This is a genomic window from Pseudomonas sp. FP2335 (assembly GCF_030687535.1).
Taxonomy (GTDB): Bacteria; Pseudomonadota; Gammaproteobacteria; order Pseudomonadales; family Pseudomonadaceae; genus Aquipseudomonas.
Genome location: NZ_CP117437.1, coordinates 3,723,150 through 3,744,512 on the forward strand (window position 1 = coordinate 3,723,150; position 21,363 = coordinate 3,744,512).

The 21,363-nt window shown below is 61.4% G+C and carries 18 protein-coding genes; 10 read left to right on the forward strand and 8 right to left on the reverse strand.

The window, feature by feature from the left end; genetic code table 11:
• The first annotated feature begins 31 nt into the window (after positions 1-31).
• Positions 32-910, forward strand: a complete 879-nt coding sequence (locus tag PSH81_RS16615; protein WP_305391100.1) for a DUF6252 family protein — start codon at positions 32-34, stop codon at positions 908-910.
• A 66-nt stretch (positions 911-976) separates the two neighbouring features.
• Here PSH81_RS16615 and PSH81_RS16620 read toward each other — a convergent pair whose 3' ends face one another.
• The 4 genes from PSH81_RS16620 to PSH81_RS16635 form a co-directional block, all read right to left on the reverse strand.
• Positions 977-2,371 carry an LLM class flavin-dependent oxidoreductase gene (locus PSH81_RS16620; RefSeq protein ID WP_305391101.1) on the reverse strand — a complete coding sequence of 465 codons (1,395 nt, stop codon included), beginning with the start codon at positions 2,369-2,371 and terminating at the stop codon, positions 977-979.
• Positions 2,371-2,697 carry an acyl-CoA dehydrogenase gene (locus tag PSH81_RS16625; RefSeq protein WP_192296590.1) on the reverse strand — a complete coding sequence of 109 codons (327 nt, stop codon included), beginning with the start codon at positions 2,695-2,697 and terminating at the stop codon, positions 2,371-2,373. Before PSH81_RS16625 ends, PSH81_RS16620 begins: the two co-directional genes overlap by 1 nt.
• A gap of 11 nt (positions 2,698-2,708) precedes the next feature.
• The gene (locus PSH81_RS16630) at positions 2,709-3,905 is read right to left on the reverse strand and encodes an SfnB family sulfur acquisition oxidoreductase (protein WP_305391102.1); all 1,197 of its coding nucleotides are present in this window, start codon (positions 3,903-3,905) and stop codon (positions 2,709-2,711) included.
• Between the two features lie 154 nt (positions 3,906-4,059).
• Positions 4,060-4,623, reverse strand: a complete 564-nt coding sequence (locus PSH81_RS16635) for a helix-turn-helix domain-containing protein (RefSeq protein WP_226456405.1) — start codon at positions 4,621-4,623, stop codon at positions 4,060-4,062.
• 92 nt (positions 4,624-4,715) lie between these two features.
• Here PSH81_RS16635 and PSH81_RS16640 point away from each other — a divergent pair, with 92 nt between their 5' ends.
• The 7 genes from PSH81_RS16640 to PSH81_RS16670 all read left to right on the forward strand — a co-directional run bounded on the left by PSH81_RS16640 (position 4,716) and on the right by PSH81_RS16670 (position 11,984).
• A complete protein-coding gene (locus tag PSH81_RS16640; RefSeq protein WP_226456406.1) occupies positions 4,716-5,645 on the forward strand; it encodes a DMT family transporter in 930 nt (309 codons plus the stop codon).
• 299 nt (positions 5,646-5,944) lie between these two features.
• Positions 5,945-8,866: a monovalent cation/H+ antiporter subunit A gene (locus PSH81_RS16645; protein WP_192296595.1), complete on the forward strand. Its 2,922-nt coding sequence runs from the start codon at positions 5,945-5,947 to the stop codon at positions 8,864-8,866.
• Complete coding sequence (locus PSH81_RS16650) at positions 8,866-9,210, forward strand: Na+/H+ antiporter subunit C (protein ID WP_003192163.1); 345 nt, start codon at positions 8,866-8,868, stop codon at positions 9,208-9,210. The genes PSH81_RS16645 and PSH81_RS16650 overlap by 1 nt, the downstream gene beginning before the upstream one ends.
• Complete coding sequence (locus PSH81_RS16655; RefSeq protein ID WP_192296596.1) at positions 9,207-10,889, forward strand: monovalent cation/H+ antiporter subunit D; 1,683 nt, start codon at positions 9,207-9,209, stop codon at positions 10,887-10,889. Before PSH81_RS16650 ends, PSH81_RS16655 begins: the two co-directional genes overlap by 4 nt.
• The gene (locus tag PSH81_RS16660; RefSeq protein WP_192296597.1) at positions 10,886-11,374 is read left to right on the forward strand and encodes a Na+/H+ antiporter subunit E; all 489 of its coding nucleotides are present in this window, start codon (positions 10,886-10,888) and stop codon (positions 11,372-11,374) included. The genes PSH81_RS16655 and PSH81_RS16660 overlap by 4 nt, the downstream gene beginning before the upstream one ends.
• Positions 11,371-11,649 (forward strand): K+/H+ antiporter subunit F, encoded by a 279-nt coding sequence (locus PSH81_RS16665; protein ID WP_105522735.1) that lies wholly within the window; start codon positions 11,371-11,373, stop codon positions 11,647-11,649. The genes PSH81_RS16660 and PSH81_RS16665 overlap by 4 nt, the downstream gene beginning before the upstream one ends.
• Positions 11,646-11,984, forward strand: coding sequence for a Na+/H+ antiporter subunit G (locus PSH81_RS16670; RefSeq protein ID WP_192296598.1), 339 nt, complete (start codon positions 11,646-11,648; stop codon positions 11,982-11,984). Before PSH81_RS16665 ends, PSH81_RS16670 begins: the two co-directional genes overlap by 4 nt.
• A 229-nt stretch (positions 11,985-12,213) precedes the next feature.
• Here the strand turns inward: PSH81_RS16670 and cysS are convergent, their stop codons facing one another.
• Positions 12,214-13,602: a cysteine--tRNA ligase gene (gene cysS, locus PSH81_RS16675; protein ID WP_305391103.1), complete on the reverse strand. Its 1,389-nt coding sequence runs from the start codon at positions 13,600-13,602 to the stop codon at positions 12,214-12,216.
• 43 nt (positions 13,603-13,645) lie between these two features.
• Positions 13,646-15,346, reverse strand: coding sequence for a glutamine--tRNA ligase/YqeY domain fusion protein (locus PSH81_RS16680; protein WP_305391104.1), 1,701 nt, complete (start codon positions 15,344-15,346; stop codon positions 13,646-13,648).
• Positions 15,347-15,605: 259 nt separating this feature from the next.
• Between PSH81_RS16680 and PSH81_RS16685 the strand changes: the two genes are divergently transcribed.
• Together PSH81_RS16685 and lpxH are read left to right on the forward strand one after the other, a co-directional pair.
• Entirely contained in the window at positions 15,606-16,109 is a 504-nt protein-coding gene (locus PSH81_RS16685) for a peptidylprolyl isomerase (protein WP_010209496.1), read from the forward strand.
• The gene (gene lpxH / locus PSH81_RS16690) at positions 16,106-16,855 is read left to right on the forward strand and encodes a UDP-2,3-diacylglucosamine diphosphatase (RefSeq protein ID WP_226456408.1); all 750 of its coding nucleotides are present in this window, start codon (positions 16,106-16,108) and stop codon (positions 16,853-16,855) included. Before PSH81_RS16685 ends, lpxH begins: the two co-directional genes overlap by 4 nt.
• Before the next feature lie 160 nt (positions 16,856-17,015).
• On the opposite strand, the gene PSH81_RS16695 is transcribed toward lpxH, so the two are convergent.
• Positions 17,016-20,342: an ImcF-related family protein gene (locus PSH81_RS16695; RefSeq protein ID WP_305391105.1), complete on the reverse strand. Its 3,327-nt coding sequence runs from the start codon at positions 20,340-20,342 to the stop codon at positions 17,016-17,018.
• Positions 20,329-21,321, reverse strand: a complete 993-nt coding sequence (locus PSH81_RS16700) for a hypothetical protein (RefSeq protein ID WP_305392784.1) — start codon at positions 21,319-21,321, stop codon at positions 20,329-20,331. The genes PSH81_RS16695 and PSH81_RS16700 overlap by 14 nt, the downstream gene beginning before the upstream one ends.
• Positions 21,322-21,363 lie beyond the last annotated feature (42 nt).

Sequence of the window (21,363 nt, forward strand, 5' to 3'; positions counted from 1 at the left end):
TCCTCCCTTTTTCACACAGTGGACATTCGGTATGACGCTCTTCAGAAAAAACCATTCCAATGACACAATCGGAACTTGCACAGCCTCCCTTAACAACGATCCTGATTTCGCATCCTTTTCTGCCAATAGGTTCACCTTTTACCCCAATGACACGTTCAATACATGGACCGTGATTGCAGAGGCACCAGAAAACGGCACCGGCACCCACCAACTCTTTACGTTCTCTATCCCGATGGAAGGCAACGTCAACCAAAAAAAATATTTATTGGGTGGCCACTCTGCTGGCGATGCCAGCGCCTATTATGTCAAGTCCATATTTGGAACCTGGCATAACTATCTTGCGAAAAGTGGTTCAATAACCGTTACCGTCAACGAGCAGAATCAATCGTTCACAGCAGACTTCAACTTTGACGCACAGAGCGGTTCCCATGCCATTGGTGTAACCAATGGCGCACTGAATGTAATGGGTTATAGCGAAGAGCAAAAAACCGATGATGAGGGTTCGGTGTCGGCCATAATCACCGGCGCGATTGACTGGGACTATCGATCCACCGAGGTCGAGTACACCTACGAAGTCGACTCCGATATGCCTTCTTCAATCCTGGCCTGGTCACGTCAATATGTAGATAGACCCAATACCTCCACCCACATCCTCAGCATACGAATCGCCGACAACCTTACCGCTGGCATTTATGCAATAAGCGCAACCAGCCAGCAAGTCAGATCCTTCTTTTACGACATGAATCAGAGATTCATAGCCTATCAGGCTGTGAGCGGGACATTGAAACTTACTTCTGTACCCGACTCAAACAACAAATTACTCGACGGTACTTTCGACTTTATAGGAACTACTTCCGACGGCGCGGACACTATCAACGTAAGTGATGGAGTTTTGCACATTCAAAAATAGGTTATCCGTCACTAGCAAGAGGCTTGCCGTTAGGCGGTCAGCAAGCCTCACTATCAAGTCGATGTATTACGCCCTGCTGGCGCGCCCTTCAACATGGCCTAACGTGCGATACGCCGCACCGGGATGAGCGGCCGTCAATCGCGCCCCGTCGCCAAACAGCTTCTCGCGCAACGTGCCCTCGGCGTACTCGGTCTTGTACACACCGCGCCTCTGCAACTCCGGCACCAGCAACTCCACGGCGTCGATAAAGGTCTCGTGGGTCAATGCGTAGGCCAGGTTGAAGCCGTCCACGTCGGTCTCGTCCACCCATTCCTGAAGCAGATCCGCCACGGTTTCCGGGCCGCCGACAAACAGCGGGCCAAAGCCACCAATGCCAACCCAGTCGGCCAGTTCATTGGGTGTCCACACCTTGTTCGGATCAGCGGTGGAAAACGCTTCCACCGCCGACTGGATCGCATTGGTGTGCACATGCTTGAGCGGCTCATCCGGCTTGAACTGGCTGAAGTCGATACCGGTCCAGCCGGAAATCAGCGCCATCGCGCCTTCGTAGCTGACGTAGGACTTGTACTCATCAAACTTGGCCTTGGCCTTCGCGTCCGTCTCGCCGACGATCACCGTCTGCAAGTTGAAGATCAGGATCTTCTTCGGATCGCGCCCGGCCTCGGCGGCACGGCGGCGGATGTCGGCGACGGTCTTTTTCAGCAGCACCTTGGACGGCGCAGCGACAAATACGCATTCGGCCTGTTCGGCGGCGAACTGCTTGCCGCGACTGGAAGCACCGGCCTGGTAGAGCACCGGAGTGCGCTGCGGCGAAGGCTCGCACAGGTGAATGCCGGGCACCTGGAAGTGTTTGCCGAGGTGGCGGATCTCGTGGATTTTGCTCGGGTCGCTGAAGATGCGGCGTTCACGGTCGCGCAGCACCGCACCCTCCTCCCAACTGCCTTCCCAGAGTTTGTAGCAAACCTCCAGGTATTCCTCGGCGTAGTCGTAGCGGGCGTCGTGCTCGGTCTGGGCTTTCTGGCCGAGGTTCTTGGCGCCGCTTTCCAGGTAGGAGGTGACGATGTTCCAGCCGATACGGCCCTTGGTCAGGTGATCGAGGGTGGAGAGACGCCGCGCAAACGGATACGGGTGCTCAAAGGACAGCGAGGCCGTCAGGCCAAACCCCAGGTGTTCAGTGACCAGGGCCATCGGCGCGATCAGCGACAGCGGGTCGTTGACCGGCACTTGGGTGGCCTGGCGGATCGCCGCTTCACCGTTGCCTTGGTACACGTCGTAGATCCCCAGCACGTCGGCGATGAACAGGCCGTCGAACTTGCCGCGCTCAAGGATCTTGGCCAGGTCGGTCCAGTATTCCAGGTCCTTGTACTGCCACGAACGGTCACGCGGGTGCGCCCACAAACCGGGAGACTGGTGGCCGACGCAGTTCATGTCGAAGGCATTCAAGCGGATTTCACGGGACATCACAGCACTCCGTTGAGGTGGTAGTTGCCGACGATCTGGTACTTCGCGCGCAACGGATCATCCAGGGTCGAGGGCAGCGCGGTGCGTTGGCCGGTGAGTTCGAATTCGGCGTTGCTCGCGGCGATCAAGGCTTCGGCGGCGGCGATCTGCGCTTCGGTGGCAGCCACCGGGCCGGGATGGGTTTCGGCGCGTTCCAGCAAGGCGGCAGCCACGTCCACGCGGATCTGCAAGTCGCCGAAGCGGCTGATCACATAAGGGTCTTCGCTTTTCTCGACATGGCGGCGGGTGCTGTCCAGCAGTTGGCGCGCAAGGTTCAATGCGGTCATGGGTGAGTTCCTCAGTTCCAGGCGTGGCGCGCGGGTTTCACGCCGTTGAGCACGAAGTTGCCGATCAGGTGGTATTTCCAGCGGGCCGGGTCGTGCAGGGTGTGGGTGCGGGCGTTGCGCCAGAAGCGGTCGAGGTTGTGCTTGCCAGTGACCGAGCGGGTGCCGGCCAGTTCGAACAGTTTGCTGCTGGCCAGCAAGGCGGTTTCGGCGGACAGCACTTTGGCCTGGGCGACGACCAGCGAGGCGTGGGCGACGCTGTCTTCGCTGGGTTCGGCGAGGGCGTGGTCGACGGCGCGGCCGGCCTTGGCGAGGATGGCTTCAGTGCCGTGCACACGCCATTCCAAGTCACCGATGGCGGCGATGGTGAACGGGTCTTGCCAGCCGTGCTCCTGCTGGCTGTCGATCCACGGGCGCGCCTGGCGGGCGAAGATTTTCGCTTGCTCAAGGGCTCCGAGGGCGATGCCGGTGTCGACCGCCGCCTGGATGATCTGCGAGATCGGGCCGTTGGCGGTGGGCTGGTCGAACGCTTGGTGCGCAGGGATGACGGCAGACAGGGGTACGCTGACGCCATCGAGGGTCACGCCGCCGCTGGCGGTGGTGCGCTGACCGAAGCCGTCCCAGCTGTCGATCACGTTCAGGCCCTGGGCATCACGCTCGACGAAGGCGATAAATGCCTGACCCTTTTCGTTATTGGCGACGGTGGGCACGATGTGGGCGAACAGCGCGCCGGTGCAGTAGAACTTTTCGCCATTGATTTGCGCGCTGTCGCCATGGAAGCGGATTTGCGTATCAAAGGTGCCGGCGTTTTTGCTTTTGGCTTCGGAGAACGCATTGCCAAAGCGATAACCGGCCAGGACCTTGCCGAAGTAGTAACACTTTTGTTCCTCGCTGGCGGTTTGCAGCAGGATGTCGACCACGCCCAAGTGGTTTTGCGGGATCTGCCCCAGGGACGGGTCGGCAGCGGAGATCAACTTGATCACCTCCGCCACGGTCACATAAGACACCTCGGCACCGCCGTAGGCCTTGGGAATGGTGATGCCCCACAGACCGCTGGCGGAAAACTCTTCAAGCTCGGCGACGGGCAGGCGACGCTCACGGTCGCGCTCACTGGCCTCGACGGCAAAGCGGGCGGCCAGGCGCGTGGCGATCTCGATGGCTTGCGCGTCCGAGCGGATGATATGGGCAGGGTGTAAAGGGTGGGCAGACATGGGCCGACTCCAGGCTCCGATGGGATAACGGAGTGATTGCAGGAGTCGTGCCTGAATTTAATCGCCAATAAAATCAGCGGCTTGCTGAGGAAGTCCTGGGATGGAGCGCGTTTCAAACCAGCAAACTGTGCATCCACTGTTGCGTGGCAAACAGTTAGATCACCACGTTGCGGATAAAGCGCACCGCGACGTCACCGTCATTGCGATAGGTGTGCTGCTGATGACTGGCGAACATGAAAAACTCGCCGGCGCCGATGCGGTTTTCTACGCCAGCCACGACCAGGGTCAGGCTGCCCTCGAACACAAACAGTTGCTCACTCCAGCCTTCGAGGTCGGGGTCCGGGCAGTAACGGTCGCCGGGCTCCAGGCGCCACTCCCACAGTTCCACTTCGCGCCGCGCGGTGGCCTTGGCCAGCAACACCGCCTTGCTGCCGTCGATCTCACCGGCCCAGGCCAGCTCGTTGATGCGGCTGTGGTCGCGCACATCCGGGGCCTGGATCAGGTCGCTGAACGCCACGTCCAAGGCTTCGGCCACCCGGTCCAACGTGGACAGGCTGACATTCTTCTCGCCGGCTTCGATGGCCACCAGCATGCGCCGGCTGACTCCGGACTTTTCCGAGAGCGCGGTCTGGCTCAAGTCGGCGGCGTGGCGCAGGCGACGAACGTTCTGGCTGACGTGCTGCAGGACCGAGGCCCGTTGCGGATTTTCTTTGTGCACTATATTGCTCAATGGGTGGGTGTGCGCAGTATACTGCCCAGCGTGCGGCGCATTGTGCGGTCCGTGCCTTCCCCTTGCAAGACCGAGCCGCCATGACCACCGCCAAATCCCCCTCGCGTTTCAACCGTTTCAGCAAAGCCGAATGCATCCTGGTGTTCATCACCATGATCTGGGGCGGCACCTTCTTGCTGGTGCAACACGCCATGACCGTCAGCGGCCCGATGTTTTTCGTGGGGCTGCGCTTTGCCGCCGCGGCGATTGTGGTGGGCTTCTTTTCCTTGCGGACCTTGCGTGACCTGACCTTGTTCGAGTTCAAGGCCGGGGTGTTTATCGGCGTGGCGATCATGTTTGGCTACGGTTTGCAGACCATTGGCTTGCAGACGATCCTCAGTAGCCAGTCGGCGTTTATCACCGCGCTGTATGTGCCCTTTGTGCCCTTGCTGCAATGGCTGGTGCTGGGCCGGCGCCCAGGGTTGATGCCAAGCATTGGCATCATGCTGGCGTTCACCGGCTTGATGCTGTTGACGGGGCCTGCGGGCGCATCGTTGAACTTCAGCCCCGGCGAAATCGCCACATTGATTGGTGCAATAGCCATAGCCGCCGAAATCATTTTGATCGGTGCCTATGCCGGGCAGGTGGATGTGCGCCGGGTTACGGTGGTGCAACTGGCAACGGCCTCGGTGCTGTCGTTCATGATGGTGGTGCCGATGGGCGAGGCCTTGCCGGGGTTCTCGTGGTTGCTGCTGTTCAGCGCGGTGGGCCTGGGCTTGACCAGCGCGGTGATCCAGGTGGCGATGAACTGGGCGCAGCAGAGTGTTTCGCCAACGCGGGCCACGCTGATTTATGCCGGGGAGCCGGTGTGGGCCGGTGTGGTCGGACGGATTGCCGGGGAGCGTTTTCCACCGATTGCGATGGTAGGAGCGGCGTTGATTGTAGCGGCGGTGATTGTGAGTGAGATGAAGACCAAAGGGCAGAAGGCAGCCGAGTTAGAGAGTGACTTGGAGCAGGAGCGTCTGGGCTAAGCCCCATCAACACGCCTTTGTAGTGAGCGGGCTTGTCCCGCGCTGGGTGGCGAAGCGGCCCCAATCCAGTCACTGCATTCTTTCAAGCAAACCGAGCTGTCTGGGTTTAGGGCGGCTTCGCCACCCAGCGCGGGACAAGCCCGCTCACTACGGGGATTGCATTCCAACATTGGTTGCTGCGTATAAGTGCGTATTGGGAGTTTTCGGCCTACCTTGTAGGATCCTGCCACATGTTGCCGTTTGGTGATCGAGAAAGCGGCACGTATGATGCATCCCAAACTCCCGCAGATTAGAAGCCTATGTCCCTGATAGTTCTACTGCTGCTGCCGTTTCTTGGCAGCTGTCTGGCAGCCTTGCTGCCGCATAACGCACGTAACACCGAATCCCTACTGGCCGGCCTGGTGGCCCTGGTCGGCACCGTTCAAGTCGCCCTGCTCTACCCCCAGATCGCCCACGGTGGCGTGATCCGCGAAGAATTCATGTGGTTGCCCAGCCTGGGCTTGAACTTCGTGTTGCGCATGGACGGGTTTGCCTGGCTGTTCTCGATGCTGGTACTGGGCATCGGCACGCTGGTGTCGCTGTATGCGCGCTATTACATGTCGCCGGACGATCCGGTGCCACGCTTCTTTGCGTTTTTCCTGGCCTTCATGGGCGCGATGCTCGGGCTGGTGATCTCCGGCAATCTGATCCAGATCGTGTTTTTCTGGGAACTGACCAGCCTGTTCTCGTTCCTGCTGATCGGCTACTGGCACCACCGCGCCGACGCGCGACGCGGTGCCTATATGGCGTTGATGGTCACCGGCGCCGGCGGTTTGTGCCTGCTGGCAGGCGTGATGCTGCTGGGGCATATCGTCGGCAGCTACGACCTCGACCAGGTGCTGGCGGCGGGCGAGCAGATCCGCGCCCACGCGCTCTACCCGATCATGCTCGCCCTGGTGCTGATCGGCGCGCTGAGCAAAAGCGCGCAGTTCCCCTTCCACTTCTGGCTACCCCACGCGATGGCGGCCCCCACGCCGGTGTCGGCCTACCTGCATTCGGCGACGATGGTGAAAGCCGGCGTGTTCTTGCTGGCCCGCCTGTGGCCGTCGCTGTCCGGCAGCGAAGAATGGTTCTACATCGTCGGCGGCGCCGGCGCGATCACCCTGCTACTCGGCGCGTACTGCGCGATGTTTCAAAACGATCTCAAGGGCCTGCTGGCCTATTCCACCATCAGCCACCTCGGGCTGATCACCCTGCTGCTGGGCCTCAACAGCCCGCTGGCCGCCGTCGCTGCGGTGTTCCACATTCTCAACCACGCCACCTTCAAGGCTTCGCTGTTCATGGCGGCGGGCATCATCGACCACGAAAGCGGCACCCGTGACATTCGCAAACTCAGTGGTCTGGTGCGTTTGATCCCGTTTACCGCGACCCTGGCGATGGTCGCCAGTGCGTCCATGGCGGGCGTGCCGCTGCTTAACGGTTTTCTGTCCAAAGAAATGTTCTTCGCCGAAACCGTGTTCATCTCGGCGACCAAGTGGGTGGAAATCACCCTGCCGGTGATCGCCACCATCGCCGGTACGTTCAGCGTGGCCTACGCGCTGCGCTTCACGGTCGATGTGTTCTTCGGCCCGACAGCCACCAACCTGCCCCATACGCCACACGAACCGCCGCGCTGGATGCGCGCGCCGGTGGAACTGCTGGTGTTCACCTGCCTGCTGGTAGGGATCTTCCCGGCGCAGATGGTCGGCTCGATCCTCGCTGCCGCCGCACTGCCCGTGGTGGGCGGCGTGCTGCCGCAGTACAGCCTGGCGATCTGGCACGGCTGGAACGCGCCGATGATCATGAGCCTGGTGGCGATGTCCTGCGGCGTGGTGCTCTACCTGTTGCTGCGCAAGCAACTCAAGCGCGGGCGCTTCGATTACCCGCCGATCATCAGCTACTTCAACGGCAAGCGCGGCTTCGAGCGCTGCCTGGTTGTGATGATGCGCGGTGCACGCAAGATCGAAAAACGCATCAGCACCAAACGCCTGCAAACCCAGCTGTTCCTGCTGGTGTTGGCGGCGGTGGTCGCAGGCCTCATCCCGATGCTGCACAGCAGCCTCAGCTGGGGCGACCGGCCGAAGATCCCCGGTTCCATCGTGTTCGTTACCTTGTGGCTGCTGGCGATTGCCTGCGCCGTCGGCGCCGCGTGGCAAGCCAAGTATCACCGGCTGGCAGCCCTGACCATGGTCAGCGTGTGCGGCCTGATGACCTGCATCACGTTCGTGTGGTTCTCCGCGCCGGACCTGGCCTTGACCCAACTGGTGGTGGAAGTGGTGACCACCGTGCTGATCCTGCTGGGCTTGCGTTGGTTGCCACGACGGATCGAAGAGGTTTCGCCCCTGCCGGGCAGCCTGCGCAAGGCGCGGATTCGCCGGGTGCGCGACTTTCTGCTGTCCACCGTGGTAGGCGGCGGCATGGCGTTGCTGTCCTACGCGATGCTGACGCGCCAGACGCCCAACGATATTTCCTCGTTCTACCTCAGCCGCGCCCTGCCCGAAGGCGGCGGCAGCAATGTGGTCAACGTGATGCTGGTGGACTTCCGCGGCTTCGACACCCTCGGCGAAATCACCGTGCTCGGCGCCGTGGCGCTGACGGTGTACGCGCTGCTGCGACGTTTCCGCCCGTCCAAGGAGAGCATGCAACTGCCCGCGCAACAGCGTCAGTTGGCCCCGGACGTGGCCACTGACCTGGTCAACCCGCGCCAGGCCAGCGACACCGCGCTGGGCTTCATGATGGTGCCCGCAGTGCTGGTGCGCCTGCTGCTGCCGATTGCGCTGGTGGTGTCGTTCTACTTGTTCATGCGCGGCCACAACCAACCGGGCGGCGGGTTTGTCGCCGGGCTGGTGATGTCGGTGGCGTTCATCCTGCAATACATGGTCGCCGGTACGCAGTGGGTCGAGGCGCAGATGAGCCTGCGGCCGATGCGCTGGATGGGCTTCGGCCTGCTGTCGGCGACGCTGACCGGGCTGGGTGCGCTGTTTGTCGGCTACCCGTTCCTGACCACCCACACCTGGCATTTCAGCCTGCCGCTGCTGGGCGACATTCATGTGGCCAGCGCGCTGTTCTTTGACGTCGGCGTGTACGCCATGGTGGTCGGCTCGACGCTGCTGATGCTCACCGCCCTCGGTCACCAATCGGTGCGCGCACACAAACCAAGCAACCAGGCCAAAGTGGTTGCCGCAACGGAAGGAGCCGCCTGATGGAAGAAGTCATCGCAATTGCCATCGGGGTCCTCGCGGCCTCCGGTGTGTGGCTGATCCTGCGGCCACGGACATTCCAGGTGGTGATGGGCCTGTGCCTGCTGTCGTATGGGGTCAACCTGTTCATCTTCAGCATGGGCAGCCTGTTTATCGGCAAGGAGCCGATCATCAAGGACGGCGTGCCGCAAGACCTGCTCAACTACACCGATCCGCTGCCCCAGGCCCTGGTGCTGACGGCCATCGTAATCAGCTTCGCCATGACCGCGTTGTTCCTGGTGGTGCTGCTCGCCTCCCGGGGCCTGACCGGCACGGACCACGTCGACGGCCGGGAGCCCAAGGAATGAATTGGGTCAACCAACTGATCATCGCCCCGATCCTGCTGCCGCTGCTCACCGCTGCACTGATGTTGATGCTCGGCGAAAAACGCCGGCCGCTGAAAGCCAAGATCAACCTGTTCTCCAGCGTGCTGGGCCTGGGGATTGCGGTGCTGTTGCTGTACTGGACGCAAAAAGGCGGCCCCGGTTCGATTGGCGTGTACCTGCCGGGCAACTGGCAGGTGCCATTCGGCATCGTGCTGGTGGTGGACCAACTGTCGGCGCTGATGCTGGTACTCACCGGCATCATCGGCGTGAGCGCGCTGCTGTTCGCCATGGCCCGCTGGGACCGTGCCGGCACCAGTTTCCACGCCTTGTTCCAGGTGCAGATGATGGGCCTGTACGGCGCCTTCCTCACCGCCGACCTGTTCAACCTGTTCGTGTTCTTCGAGGTGCTGCTGGCGGCATCCTACGGCCTGATGCTGCACGGCTCGGGCCGTGCGCGGGTGTCGGCAGGGCTGCATTACATCGCAATCAACCTGCTGGCCTCGTCGCTGTTCCTGATTGGCGCGGCGATGATCTACGGTGTCACGGGTACGCTGAACTTTGCCGACCTGGCGCTGAAAATTCCGCTGGTGCCGGAGGCGGATCGTGGCCTGCTGCATGCGGGGGCGGCGATCCTCGCCACCGCGTTCCTGGCCAAGGCCGGCATGTGGCCGCTGAACTTCTGGCTGGCTCCTGCCTATTCCTCGGCGAGTGCGCCGGTGGCGGCGATGTTTGCGATCATGACCAAGGTCGGCGTATACACCGTGCTGCGCTTGTGGACGCTGCTGTTCTCCGGCCAGGCCGGTGCGTCGGCGCTGTTTGGCGGTGACTGGTTGGTGTACGGCGGCATGGCAACCATTATCGGCGCGGCGCTGGCGATGGTCGCGGCACAACGGCTGGAGCGCATGGCCAGCTTGAGCATCCTGGTGTCGGCGGGGATCTTGCTGTCGGCCGTGGGTTTCGCCCAGCCGAGCCTGACAGCAGGCGCGCTGTTTTATCTGGTCAGCTCGACCCTGGCGTTGAGTGCGCTGTTCCTGCTGGCGGAGTTGATCGAGCGTTCGCGTTCGGCCAACGACTTGCCGCTGGATGAGGAAATCGATGCGCTGCCCAAGGCCATGGAATCCCTGCATCCGCGTCCGGGGGTGAACCTGGATGATGAACAGCAAGCCGTGGTCGGCCAGGTGATCCCCTGGACCATGGCGTTCCTCGGCTTGAGCTTTATCGCCTGCGCGTTGCTGATCATCGGCATGCCGCCGTTGTCCGGGTTTATCGGCAAGCTGAGTTTGCTCAGCGCGCTGATCAATCCACTGGGCCTGGGCGTGAGCGTCGACGCGCCGATCCGTCCGGCAGCCTGGGGCCTGGTGGTGCTGCTGGTGCTCTCTGGCCTGGCCTCGTTGATCGCGTTCGCGCGCCTGGGCATCCAGCGCTTCTGGACGCCGGAAGAGCGCCCCTCGCCGCTGCTGCGCCGCTATGAGTGCGTGCCGATCTTCTTCCTGCTCGGGTTGAGTATCCTGTTGACCTTCAAGGCCGAACCGCTGATGCGCTACACCCAGGCCACGGCCGTGAGCCTGAACAACCCCGAGCACTACGTGATGGCGGTGATGGCCACGCGTCCGGTGCCGAGCCCCGAAGCGAAGAGCGCCGCGCTGGAGGTGCAGCCATGAAACGCCTGTTCCCTGCTCCGTGGCTGTCGTTGGCTCTGTGGTTGTTATGGCTGGTGCTGAACCTGTCGGTGAGCCCCGGCAACCTGCTGCTCGGCGCGTTGTTGGGCGTTCTCGCGCCGTTGCTGATGGCGCCGCTGCGGCCGTTGCCGATCCGCATCCGCCGCCCCGGGGTGATCATCCGCCTGTTCTTCGTGGTCGGCCGCGACGTGATCGCGTCCAACCTGCAAGTGGCCTGGGGCGTGCTGACCTGCGGCACACGCCCACCGCGTTCGCGCTTTATCAAGATCCCCCTGGACCTGCGCGACGCCAACGGCCTCGCCGCGCTGTCGATGATCACCACCGTGGTGCCCGGCACCATCTGGTCGGAACTGGCGCTGGACCGCAGCATCCTGCTGTTGCACGTGTTCGACCTGGAGGATGAAGCGGCGTTTATCGAGCACTTCAAATCCACCTACGAGCGGCCCCTGATGGAGATCTTCGAATGAGCGCCCTGCTCTCCAATGCGATCCTGTTCAGCCTGTTCCTGTTTTCCCTGGCCATGGTGCTGACCCTGGTGCGCCTGTTCAAGGGCCCCTCGGCCCAGGACCGGGTCCTGGCGCTGGACTACCTGTACATGCTGGCGATGCTGATGATGCTGGTGCTGGGCATTCGTTACGCCAGTGACACCTACTTTGAAGCGGCGCTGTTGATTGCACTGTTTGGCTTCGTGGGCTCGTTTGCCCTGGCGAAATTCCTGCTGCGTGGCGAGGTGATTGAATGATGCCGTTATGGGTGGAAGTGATCGTGGCCGTGCTGCTGGTGTCGAGCAGCGTGTTCGCCTTGATCGGCGCAATCGGCTTGTTGCGCATGAAGGACTTTTTTCAACGCATGCACCCGCCGGCGCTGGCTTCGACGTTGGGCGCGTGGTGTGTGGCATTGGCGTCGATTGTGTACTTTTCGGCACTCAAGTCCGGGCCGGTGTTGCACGGCTGGTTGATTCCGATTTTGTTGTCGATCACGGTGCCGGTGACCACATTGCTGCTGGCGCGCACGGCACTGTTCCGTAAGCGCATGGCGGGTGATGATGTGCCTGCCGAAGTCAGCAGCCGCCGCTGATCGCTCAAGTGAACACAGTATAAATGTGGGAACGGGCTTGTGTGGGAGCGGGCTTGCTCGCGAATACGGTGTATCAGTCGCCAGATTTGTTGACGGACACTCCGCTTTCGCGAGCAAGCCCGCTCCCACACAAGCCAGCTTCCACAGTGGATCGAGTGAGCCGTTAAAACGATGTGCAAAAAAAAACGCCCCGAACCAGTCGGGGCGTTTTTTATTCAGCCTTTAGCAATCAAGCCTGATCAGCCAAGCGCCACGTCGTCCCACCCTTGCCGTCTTCCAACACCACGCCCATGGCGGTGAGTTGGTCACGGATACGGTCGGATTCCGCCCAGTCCTTGTTGGCCCGTGCGTTCAGGCGCGCCTGGATCAGCGCATCGACTTCAGCCGCATCCACACGCCCTTCGGCGCCGGCCTGGAGGAAGTCATCGGCTTCCATCTGCAACACGCCCAGCACGCTGGCCAGTTCTTTCAGGCGTGCGGCAAGGCCAGCGGCGGCGTCGAGATCGCTCTCGCGCAGGCGGTTGATCTCGCGCACCATCTCGAACAGCACGGCGCAGGCTTCTGGGGTGCCGAAGTCGTCGTTCATCACCTGGGTGAAGCGCTCAACGAACGCTTCGCCACCGGCCGGAGCAACCACCGGCAAGCCTTTCAACGCGTGGTAGAACCGCTCCAGCGCGCCCTTGGCGTCCTTGAGGTTGTCTTCCGAGTAGTTGATCGCACTGCGGTAGTGGCTCGACACCAGCAGGTAACGCACCACTTCCGGGTGATACTTTGCCAGCACGTCGCGGATGGTGAAGAAGTTGTTCAAGGACTTGGACATCTTCTCGCCATTGATGCGAATCATGCCGCAATGCATCCAGGCATTGGCGTAGGTCTTGCCGGTGGCGGCTTCGCTCTGGGCGATTTCGTTTTCGTGGTGCGGGAACTCGAGGTCGCTGCCGCCGCCATGAATGTCGAACGTCTCGCCCAGGCAGCAGGTGGACATCACCGAGCATTCGATGTGCCAGCCCGGCCGCCCGGCGCCCCATGGCGACTCCCAGCTCGGCTCGCCCGGCTTGGTGCCTTTCCACAGCACGAAGTCGAGCGGGTCTTGCTTGGCTTCATCCACTTCGATACGCGCGCCGATGCGCAGGTCTTCGATTTTCTTGCGCGACAGCTTGCCGTAGCCCATGAACTTGGCGACGCGGTAGTACACGTCGCCATTGCCCGGAGCGTAGGCGTAACCCTTGTCGATCAGGGTCTGGATCATCGCGTGCATGCCCGGGATGTGGTCCGTGGCGCGTGGCTCCATGTCCGGTTTGAGGATGTTGAGGCGCGCCTCGTCCTCGTGCATCGCGGCAATCATGCGCTCGGTCAGCGCGTCGAACGACTCGCCGTTTTCATTGGCACGGTTGATGATCTTGTCGTCGATGTCGGTGATGTTGCGCACGTACGTCAAGTCATAGCCGCTGAAACGCAACCAGCGGGTGACCAGGTCGAAAGCCACCATGCTGCGGCCGTGGCCGATGTGGCAGTAGTCGTATACGGTCATGCCGCACACGTACATGCGCACCTTGTTGCCATCCAGCGGCTTGAAGACTTCTTTGGTCTTGCTGAGTGTGTTGTAGATCGTTAGCACGACAATTCCTTCTCTCTAGGCAAAGCCGGTCAGGCCTGCCTGATCACTGGCCCCACGAATCACGCAAGGTCACGGTACGGTTGAATACCGGAGCGCCTGGTTTCGAGTCCTTGATATCCGCGCAGAAGTAACCTTCGCGCTCGAACTGGAAACGGTCTTCCGGCTGTGCTTCGCCCAACGAGGGTTCGGCACGACAACCAGTGAGTACTTGCAGGGAGTCAGGGTTGATGTTGTCGAGGAAACTGGCGCTGTCTTCCGCCTTTTCAGGGTTCGGCGAACGGAACAGGCGATCGTACAGGCGCACTTCGCACTCGATGCTGGCGGCGGCCGGCACCCAGTGGATCACGCCCTTGACCTTGCGGCCTTCCGGGTTCTTGCCCAGAGTTTCCGGGTCGTACGAGCAACGCAGTTCGACGATGTTGCCATCGGCGTCCTTGATCGCTTCGTCGGCACGGATCACGTAGCTGCCACGCAGGCGCACTTCGCCATTCGGCTCCAGGCGCTTGTAGCCTTTTGGCGGCTCTTCCATGAAGTCATCGCGGTCGATGTAGATTTCACGGGCGAACGGCAGCTTGCGCACGCCGAGTTCTTCTTTCTGCGGGTGGCGCGGCAGTTCGAGGTGGTCGACCTTGTCTTGCGGGTAGTTGGTGATCACGACTTTCAGCGGACGCAGCACGCACATGGCGCGTGGGGCGTTCGCGTCGAGGTCCTGGCGAATGCTGAATTCGAGCATGCCGAAGTCCACCACGCCGTCGGAACGGTTGGTGCCGACCATGTCGCAGAAATTGCGGATCGAAGCCGGCGTGTAGCCACGGCGGCGGAAGCCCGACAGCGTCGACATGCGTGGGTCGTCCCAGCCGTGTACGTGCTTTTCATCGACCAGTTGCTTGAGCTTGCGCTTGCTGGTGATGGTGTAGTTCAGGTTCAGGCGGCTGAACTCGTACTGGCGCGGGTGCGCAGGAACCGGCAGGTGCTCCAGGAACCACTCGTACAATGGGCGATGGCTTTCGAACTCCAGGGTGCAGATCGAATGGGTGATGCCTTCGATGGCGTCCGACTGACCGTGGGTGAAGTCGTAGTTCGGGTAGATGCACCACTTGTCACCGGTCTGGTGGTGATGGGCGTGGCGGATGCGGTACATGATCGGGTCGCGCAGGTTCATGTTCGGCGAGGCCATGTCGATCTTGGCACGCAGCACGCGGGCGCCGTCCGGGAACTCACCGGCACGCATGCGTGCGAACCAGTCCAGGTTCTCTTCCACCGAACGGTCGCGGAACGGGCTGTTCTTGCCCGGCTCGGTCAGGGTGCCACGGTATTCCTTGGCCTGTTCCGGGCTCAGGTCGTCGACGTAGGCCTTGCCGACCTTGATCAGCTCGACGGCCCAGTCGTGCAACTGGTCGAAGTATTGCGAGGCATAGCGCACTTCACCGGACCATTCGAAGCCCAGCCACTTCACGTCGCTTTCAATGGCGTCGATGTATTCCTGGTCTTCCTTGGCCGGGTTGGTGTCGTCGAAACGCAGGTGCGTGACGCCACCGAATTCCTGGGCCAGGCCGAAGTTCACACAGATCGACTTGGCGTGACCGATGTGCAGGTAGCCGTTTGGCTCAGGCGGGAAACGGGTGACGATCTGCGTGTGCTTGCCCGAATCCAGGTCCGCTTGGATGATCGGGCGCAGGAAATTGACCGGGACGGCAGGTCCGGCCTTGGAATTCGAGGTAGGGTCGACAGTGGGCTTGCTCATAGGATCCTTGAACAGACAGGTACGTGGCCGGTTGAGGCCAGATAAAACAAAGCGCTCATAATAGCCGAAGCGGTCAAGACACTGACAGGCCACGACCCAAAACTGCTGCTTTAATTACTGCTTTAATGACGAACGCGATAAAAAACCACCTCGAAATTCCTGCCGGGCACGCTAAACTGCGCGCCTTGGCCGAAGTTTCGCCAAACCGGTAAGGCGCCCGGGCGTCCGTACCTACGAATTCCTTGAAAGAGAAACGACCATGACTCAAGTCAAACTGACCACCAACCACGGTGACATCGTCATCGAGCTGAACGCCGAGAAAGCGCCGATCACCGTCGCCAACTTCATCGAGTACGTAAACGCCGGCCACTACGAAAACACCGTTTTCCACCGTGTCATCGGCAACTTCATGATCCAGGGCGGCGGTTTCGAGCCAGGCATGAAAGAAAAGAAAGACAAGCGCCCAAGCATCCAGAACGAAGCGGACAACGGCCTTTCCAACGACAAGTACACCGTCGCCATGGCCCGCACCATGGAGCCGCATTCGGCCTCCGCGCAGTTCTTCATCAACGTGGCCGACAACGCCTTCCTGAACCACAGCGGCAAGAACGTGCAGGGTTGGGGTTACGCGGTATTCGGTAAAGTCACCGAAGGCCAGGACGTCGTTGACAAGATCAAAGGCGTACAGACCACTGGCAAAGCCGGTCACCAGGACGTTCCGGTAGAAGACGTGATCGTCGAGAAAGCCGAGATCGTTGGGTGATATTGCTGATTTCAGATTTGCATCTGGAAGAGGAGCGCCCGGATATAACCCGGGCGTTTCTGGATTTACTCCACGGCCGCGCCCGTGGCGCCCAGGCGTTGTACATTCTGGGGGACTTCTTTGAAGCCTGGATTGGCGACGATGGGATGACCCCTTTCCAGCGCTCGATTTGCGCAGCCCTGCGCGAGCTGAGCGACAGCGGCACCCCGATTTTCATCATGCATGGCAACCGCGACTTCCTGATCGGCAAGGCGTTCTGCAAAGCTGCAGGTGCCACCTTGCTCAAGGACCCGAGTGTCGTGCAACTCCATGGCGAGCCGGTGCTGTTGATGCACGGCGACAGCCTCTGCACCCGCGACGTCGGCTATATGAAGCTGCGGCGTATCCTGCGTAACCCGGTCGTGCTGTTTATCCTGCGCCACCTACCCCTGCGCACCCGCCACAAACTGGCGCGCAAGCTGCGCAGTGAAAGCCGTGCACAGACACGCATGAAGGCCAACGACATTGTCGACGTCACCCCCGAGGAAGTGCCACGGGTAATGCAGCAGTTCGGCGTACGCACCCTGGTCCACGGCCACACCCACCGCCCCGCCATTCACAAGTTGCAGATTGGCGAGCAAGCGGCCAAGCGCATTGTGCTGGGGGACTGGGATAAACAGGGCTGGGCGTTGCAGGTGGATGAGCAAGGGTTTCAGTTGGCGGCGTTTGATTTCGTCAATCCGCAACTGACGCTGCCTGGCGCCTGAACCTCAAACACCACTGATCCAATGTGAACACCGATCCAAATGTGGGAGCGGGCTTGCCCGCGATAGCGGGGGGCAGTCAACTCATGTATCGACTGAACCACCGCTATCGCAGGCAAGCCAGCTCCCACAGGGGTTTGCATTCCACACTCGCGTTTTGTGCCTACGACTCATCAGCCAGAAATATCTGTGAAGGCAGCGTGAAACCGCGCAGCTTGAGCAGTGCCAATGGCCCTGCATCCAGTTCGGTGCGCAGATGCCAAGTCAGGTAGATACCGTCAGGCGCCTTGAGCTCCATGCGATAGAGGCTGTCGCCATCGTCCAATGGCGTGACGCGGGCTTTTTCCAGTAAACGGATCAGCCCCCAGATGCCTTGGTAATCACCCAACAGACGTTCGCCGGCATGCACACTGGTCCAGCTCAGGCTCACCCCGGGGTAATCGCTACGGCCTGGCCAGTTGAAGCGCTGCCAACGTTCTTTTTGGTTGAAGTAGTGGTGTTTTTCGCCATTGAGAACAAAGGTGGTTTGCACCACGTCTCTGACCGCCTTGCCCTGGAGCTCGAAGCTCAGCCCCATGCCACCGTCGGTGTAGAGCACGTCCGCCAAGTTGCTGAGCTGGTTGATGGCTGACAGAAACTGCGGATTGAAACGCAAGCCCTGGCTATGCAACGGATCGACCACCCAGCGATTGCCCTCCTTGCGCAACACGCCGCTCAGTTGATGCTGCAAGAACTGCTCGATCCGCCCTGAGTCAGCACGAATCATTTGTCCCAACATCGGCAACGAGGCGTCACTGCCTGTGGCGGCAAACGGGTAGCGGCTGGCAAACGCGCTGTGCCAGGGCGTCACGATCGCGCGTTGCCACTGGCGGTTAAGACTCGCCGCTGAAGGTTGCAGCACCCGCTGCCAGGCTTGGTCCATTGGACGCACGAACAGCGCCTCGCCGAACCCGGCCCACTGCGCACCCAGGCTGGCAGCAATCAGCCTGCCGTAGGACTGGGTGTCGGTCAGATCGATACTTTTTCCCTGGAAGACCGTTTGCGCCAGGGTCTGGGTCATGGCCTGCGGGTCCGGGGCGTGACTGACTTGCTGCAGTTTCAGACGAGCGCGGGTGATTTGGGTGAGAAAAGCATGCAAGGAGAGCTTATTACCGTCGTCGTTGCTCATCAGTGAAAGCAGCGGACCGAAAGTGGCATCCAGGGGGCTGCTCGGCTCATGCGTCAATCCGTCGGTCACCGGCGTCTCGTCCCGGCCGATCAACTGTTGCGCCGACTGGATCAGAGAGTCTCCAAGTGTGCGGCCACGGTGACTTGCATGCGCTTGGTATGCCACCGTGCTCATCAGTGCAATCAATGGCGACTGGCGCACATCGCTCATCAACGTCAATTGGTCGATGACATCGGCCATCCGTTCGGATTGCTGCCAACGCAGACTGTTGAGGAAGTCCAGCCACGCGCGGGCATAGTCCTGGAAGTAGCGCTCGGTAAGACGCTCGCGCAGTTTTTCTGGCGTCAGATCGGGATCAACATCGATGGGCTTGTCGCTGAGCACCCAGTCGATTTCCTCGCGTCGGGCGCTGGCAATATCGTCAATGGCCTGGCGCACATGGCCCTCCCAGGCTTGGCGGGTGAACACCCCCGCGACCCTGGCGTCGGTGGAAAACAGTGCCAATGCATCGGTATCGGCGACCATCTGGTGCAGGCTCAAGTCCGGCGAATGATTGGCGGCGGCATCGAGCACCTGTTGGTACAGGCTGGCTTCGGCGTTGCGTCGACCCAACTGGCCTAGCAAGACCTGCCGGACCTGAGCGACCCGCTGCCAGTCAGCCGCGATGCGCCACTCGGGATGTACAGCCAACTGCACGCTGTAGAACTGCCAAAGCGTCGGCGACAGGCTCTGCCAAATACCGGGTGACAAACCGGCGCGCAGTGGCTCAGCCTCGCTCAAGGTCTTGGCCAGGAAGACAGAATCGGTTTTTTCCGGGCGGGCCATCATCAGGTAAGCCTTGAGTTGATCGTAGGCAACACGGGCGTAGCGGGCGCGGTCCGTGCTGTCCGGTGCAAGGTTGATCAACGTGTCGAGTTGGCGTTGCAAATTCTCGACCGCCGGGTCGCGCATCAATCGGTTATTGCTTTCGACGTAGTGCGGCCAAAGGGCTTCAAGCAAGGCTTGGTTCTGGTTCAAGCCAAAACGTTGATACCACGGCGTGCCGTGCTCGGCGCGGTAGTCCAGCCGGGCGAGGACGCGAGTCAGCTCGTTGAGGGCCTGAAATTGCTGGTCGCCTTGAGCCGATTGCTGCAGCGCAGCGAGCGACGCGTGTACTTGAGCGACCTGCGCGCGGTTACTGGCGAAGGACAGCCACAAGCCCATTGCCCAGACCAGCATCAGCATCACCGTCACGGCGTAACCCACGCGAGCGGCGCTCCAGCCCACTCGACGCCGTACGGGCTTGTCCGCCAGTACGCCGTTCCAGGCGGGGTCCGCCGGCCAATAATGGCCCGTCTGCTCATGCTGCACCGGCAGGCTGAACCACACGCCACGCAGAGGTACTCCACGGGCGGACTGGCCCAGCAACGGCGCGAGCGCCTGGCGCCAACGGGTAATGCCTTCGGCCTGCAAATCGCGAGACAGCCGGAGCAGGAAATCATGGGTAGTCTGATCATGCATCTGTGCCAGACCTGCCTGACGCAGGGGCTCGATCAAGCCTTGCAAGCACGCTTGCAGGGCGACGACGGTCAGCTTCGTCGGCAACACACTGCCAACCGGCTCGACCCTGCGCTGGGCCTGCGGCCATTGGCTGGCGCAGACTTGCCACAGGTGCAGAGGGATCTGCCAGCGCAGCCCACGGGACAGTTCGCAAAAATGCCGAACACCCTCACCCATTGCGACATCATCGAGGCTTTGCTCACTGCTCAGCGCCCAGACCACAGCATCCAGCGCACGCCAGCGGCTCAACTCGCGCCACTGTGCAAGGGCTGCCTCGTCCAGCCCGGAATGGACACTGCCACCCCATAACAACACCGTGTCTTGCCCTTCCAGCCAGTTCTGTGGTGTCAAGCCAGGGGCGATAGCGCTGATCTGATCCGGTTCGCCAAACACTAAAAACAAGCGGACTTTGCTGCGCCAGAAGTAGCCGTGCTGTGTGCGAAGAGACTTGCGTAGCGCCTCCAGCCACGGTTTTTCTTCAGGCTCGACAGGACTCGGAAAAGCACCCCAGGGCTCAGCCACTGTCACCACCAACCCCGTTGCCCAGCCAACCGCAACACGGTCCCAAGCCAATACAATCAGCGGGCAAAACCAGCAAAGCGCGAGCCCGATGAACAGGCCTCGTAGTGCCAGATCCTTGAGCGCCAGCGCTGGCCAAGCGAAATAGTCGCTGCACAATGCGTAGAGCAAGCAGCCGAGCATGACCAGCAACCACGCGACCACCAGATAACCCAACCCCACGCCGACCAAAGAGGCCTTACGTCCACCCTTAATGATTGCCATGAGGTACCACCACTCCAATCGCCAGTCGCTTCTCGGCGTCCTGACTCAACCAGCCGCAGGGCTGAGCTGCCACCTTCGCCTGCAACAGCGCCAGCGACATACCGATGAAAGGCGCCAGGTTCCCCAGCAGGCCCCAATGCATGCTCAGTTGGTGCTCGGCTGCGCACCAGCCTCCCTGCGCAAACGTTAGCTGGCTGGTTGTATCCAATGCCAAACAGCTGGGTGGCGGCCCATCAAGGCCGGCATAACATTGCACCTGCGCGCACAGTTGAGCGGGCGACTCATGCGCCTCGCTCAATAGATACTCACCCCGATGCAACAGCTGCCTGGCTTGCCGATCCACTACCCACAGAAAGCCCGCTTCGCCTGGCAGCTCAGGGTCTTCGGCGCGTTCCAAAGACACCACGCCGGCACACAAGAACCAATCCCCCGCCTCCTGGCAGCGCGGGTAAAAGCCTTCAATCAGCGCATCGAGGTCGGCCAGATCGGCCAATGGCACGCGGGTATCGGGCAGCCTCACGCCGGCCTTGGCCAACTGTTGAGTGAACGCGCGCTCGCTGCCCGTATCACCCGCCCAGGCAACGCCGCACAACCTTGGCCAGCGCGCAGATAACTCAGGAAGTGCAAGGGTCAACCGGGCAAGGTGGCGGGCCAAGGCAGGGCCGCGTTCGGTGAGATTGCTCAGTGACAATCGACACCGTAGCGCAGGCTGCGTCGCCCCCGGTATCAGCGACGGTTTCGGGACGGGCGTGGCGGCCATCAGCCCGCGGTACTGCGCCTGCTCGTCGCCCACCGGCCCGAGCAACAACACCTGTTGCACCGGCAACCCCAAACCACGCCGCCGCCACCAGCGCTGCAGGTCGCCATCACGGGTGCGGCGGTACACATCCGTCTGGAACTGAGCGATCTGCCAAATCAATACACGCAGCGCCAATACCAACGCCCAACTCAATGGCAGCACTGCACTCCATAACCACAGTTCTACCTGAGGCTGGCCTTCGGGCCAGAGCGCAAACAGGGC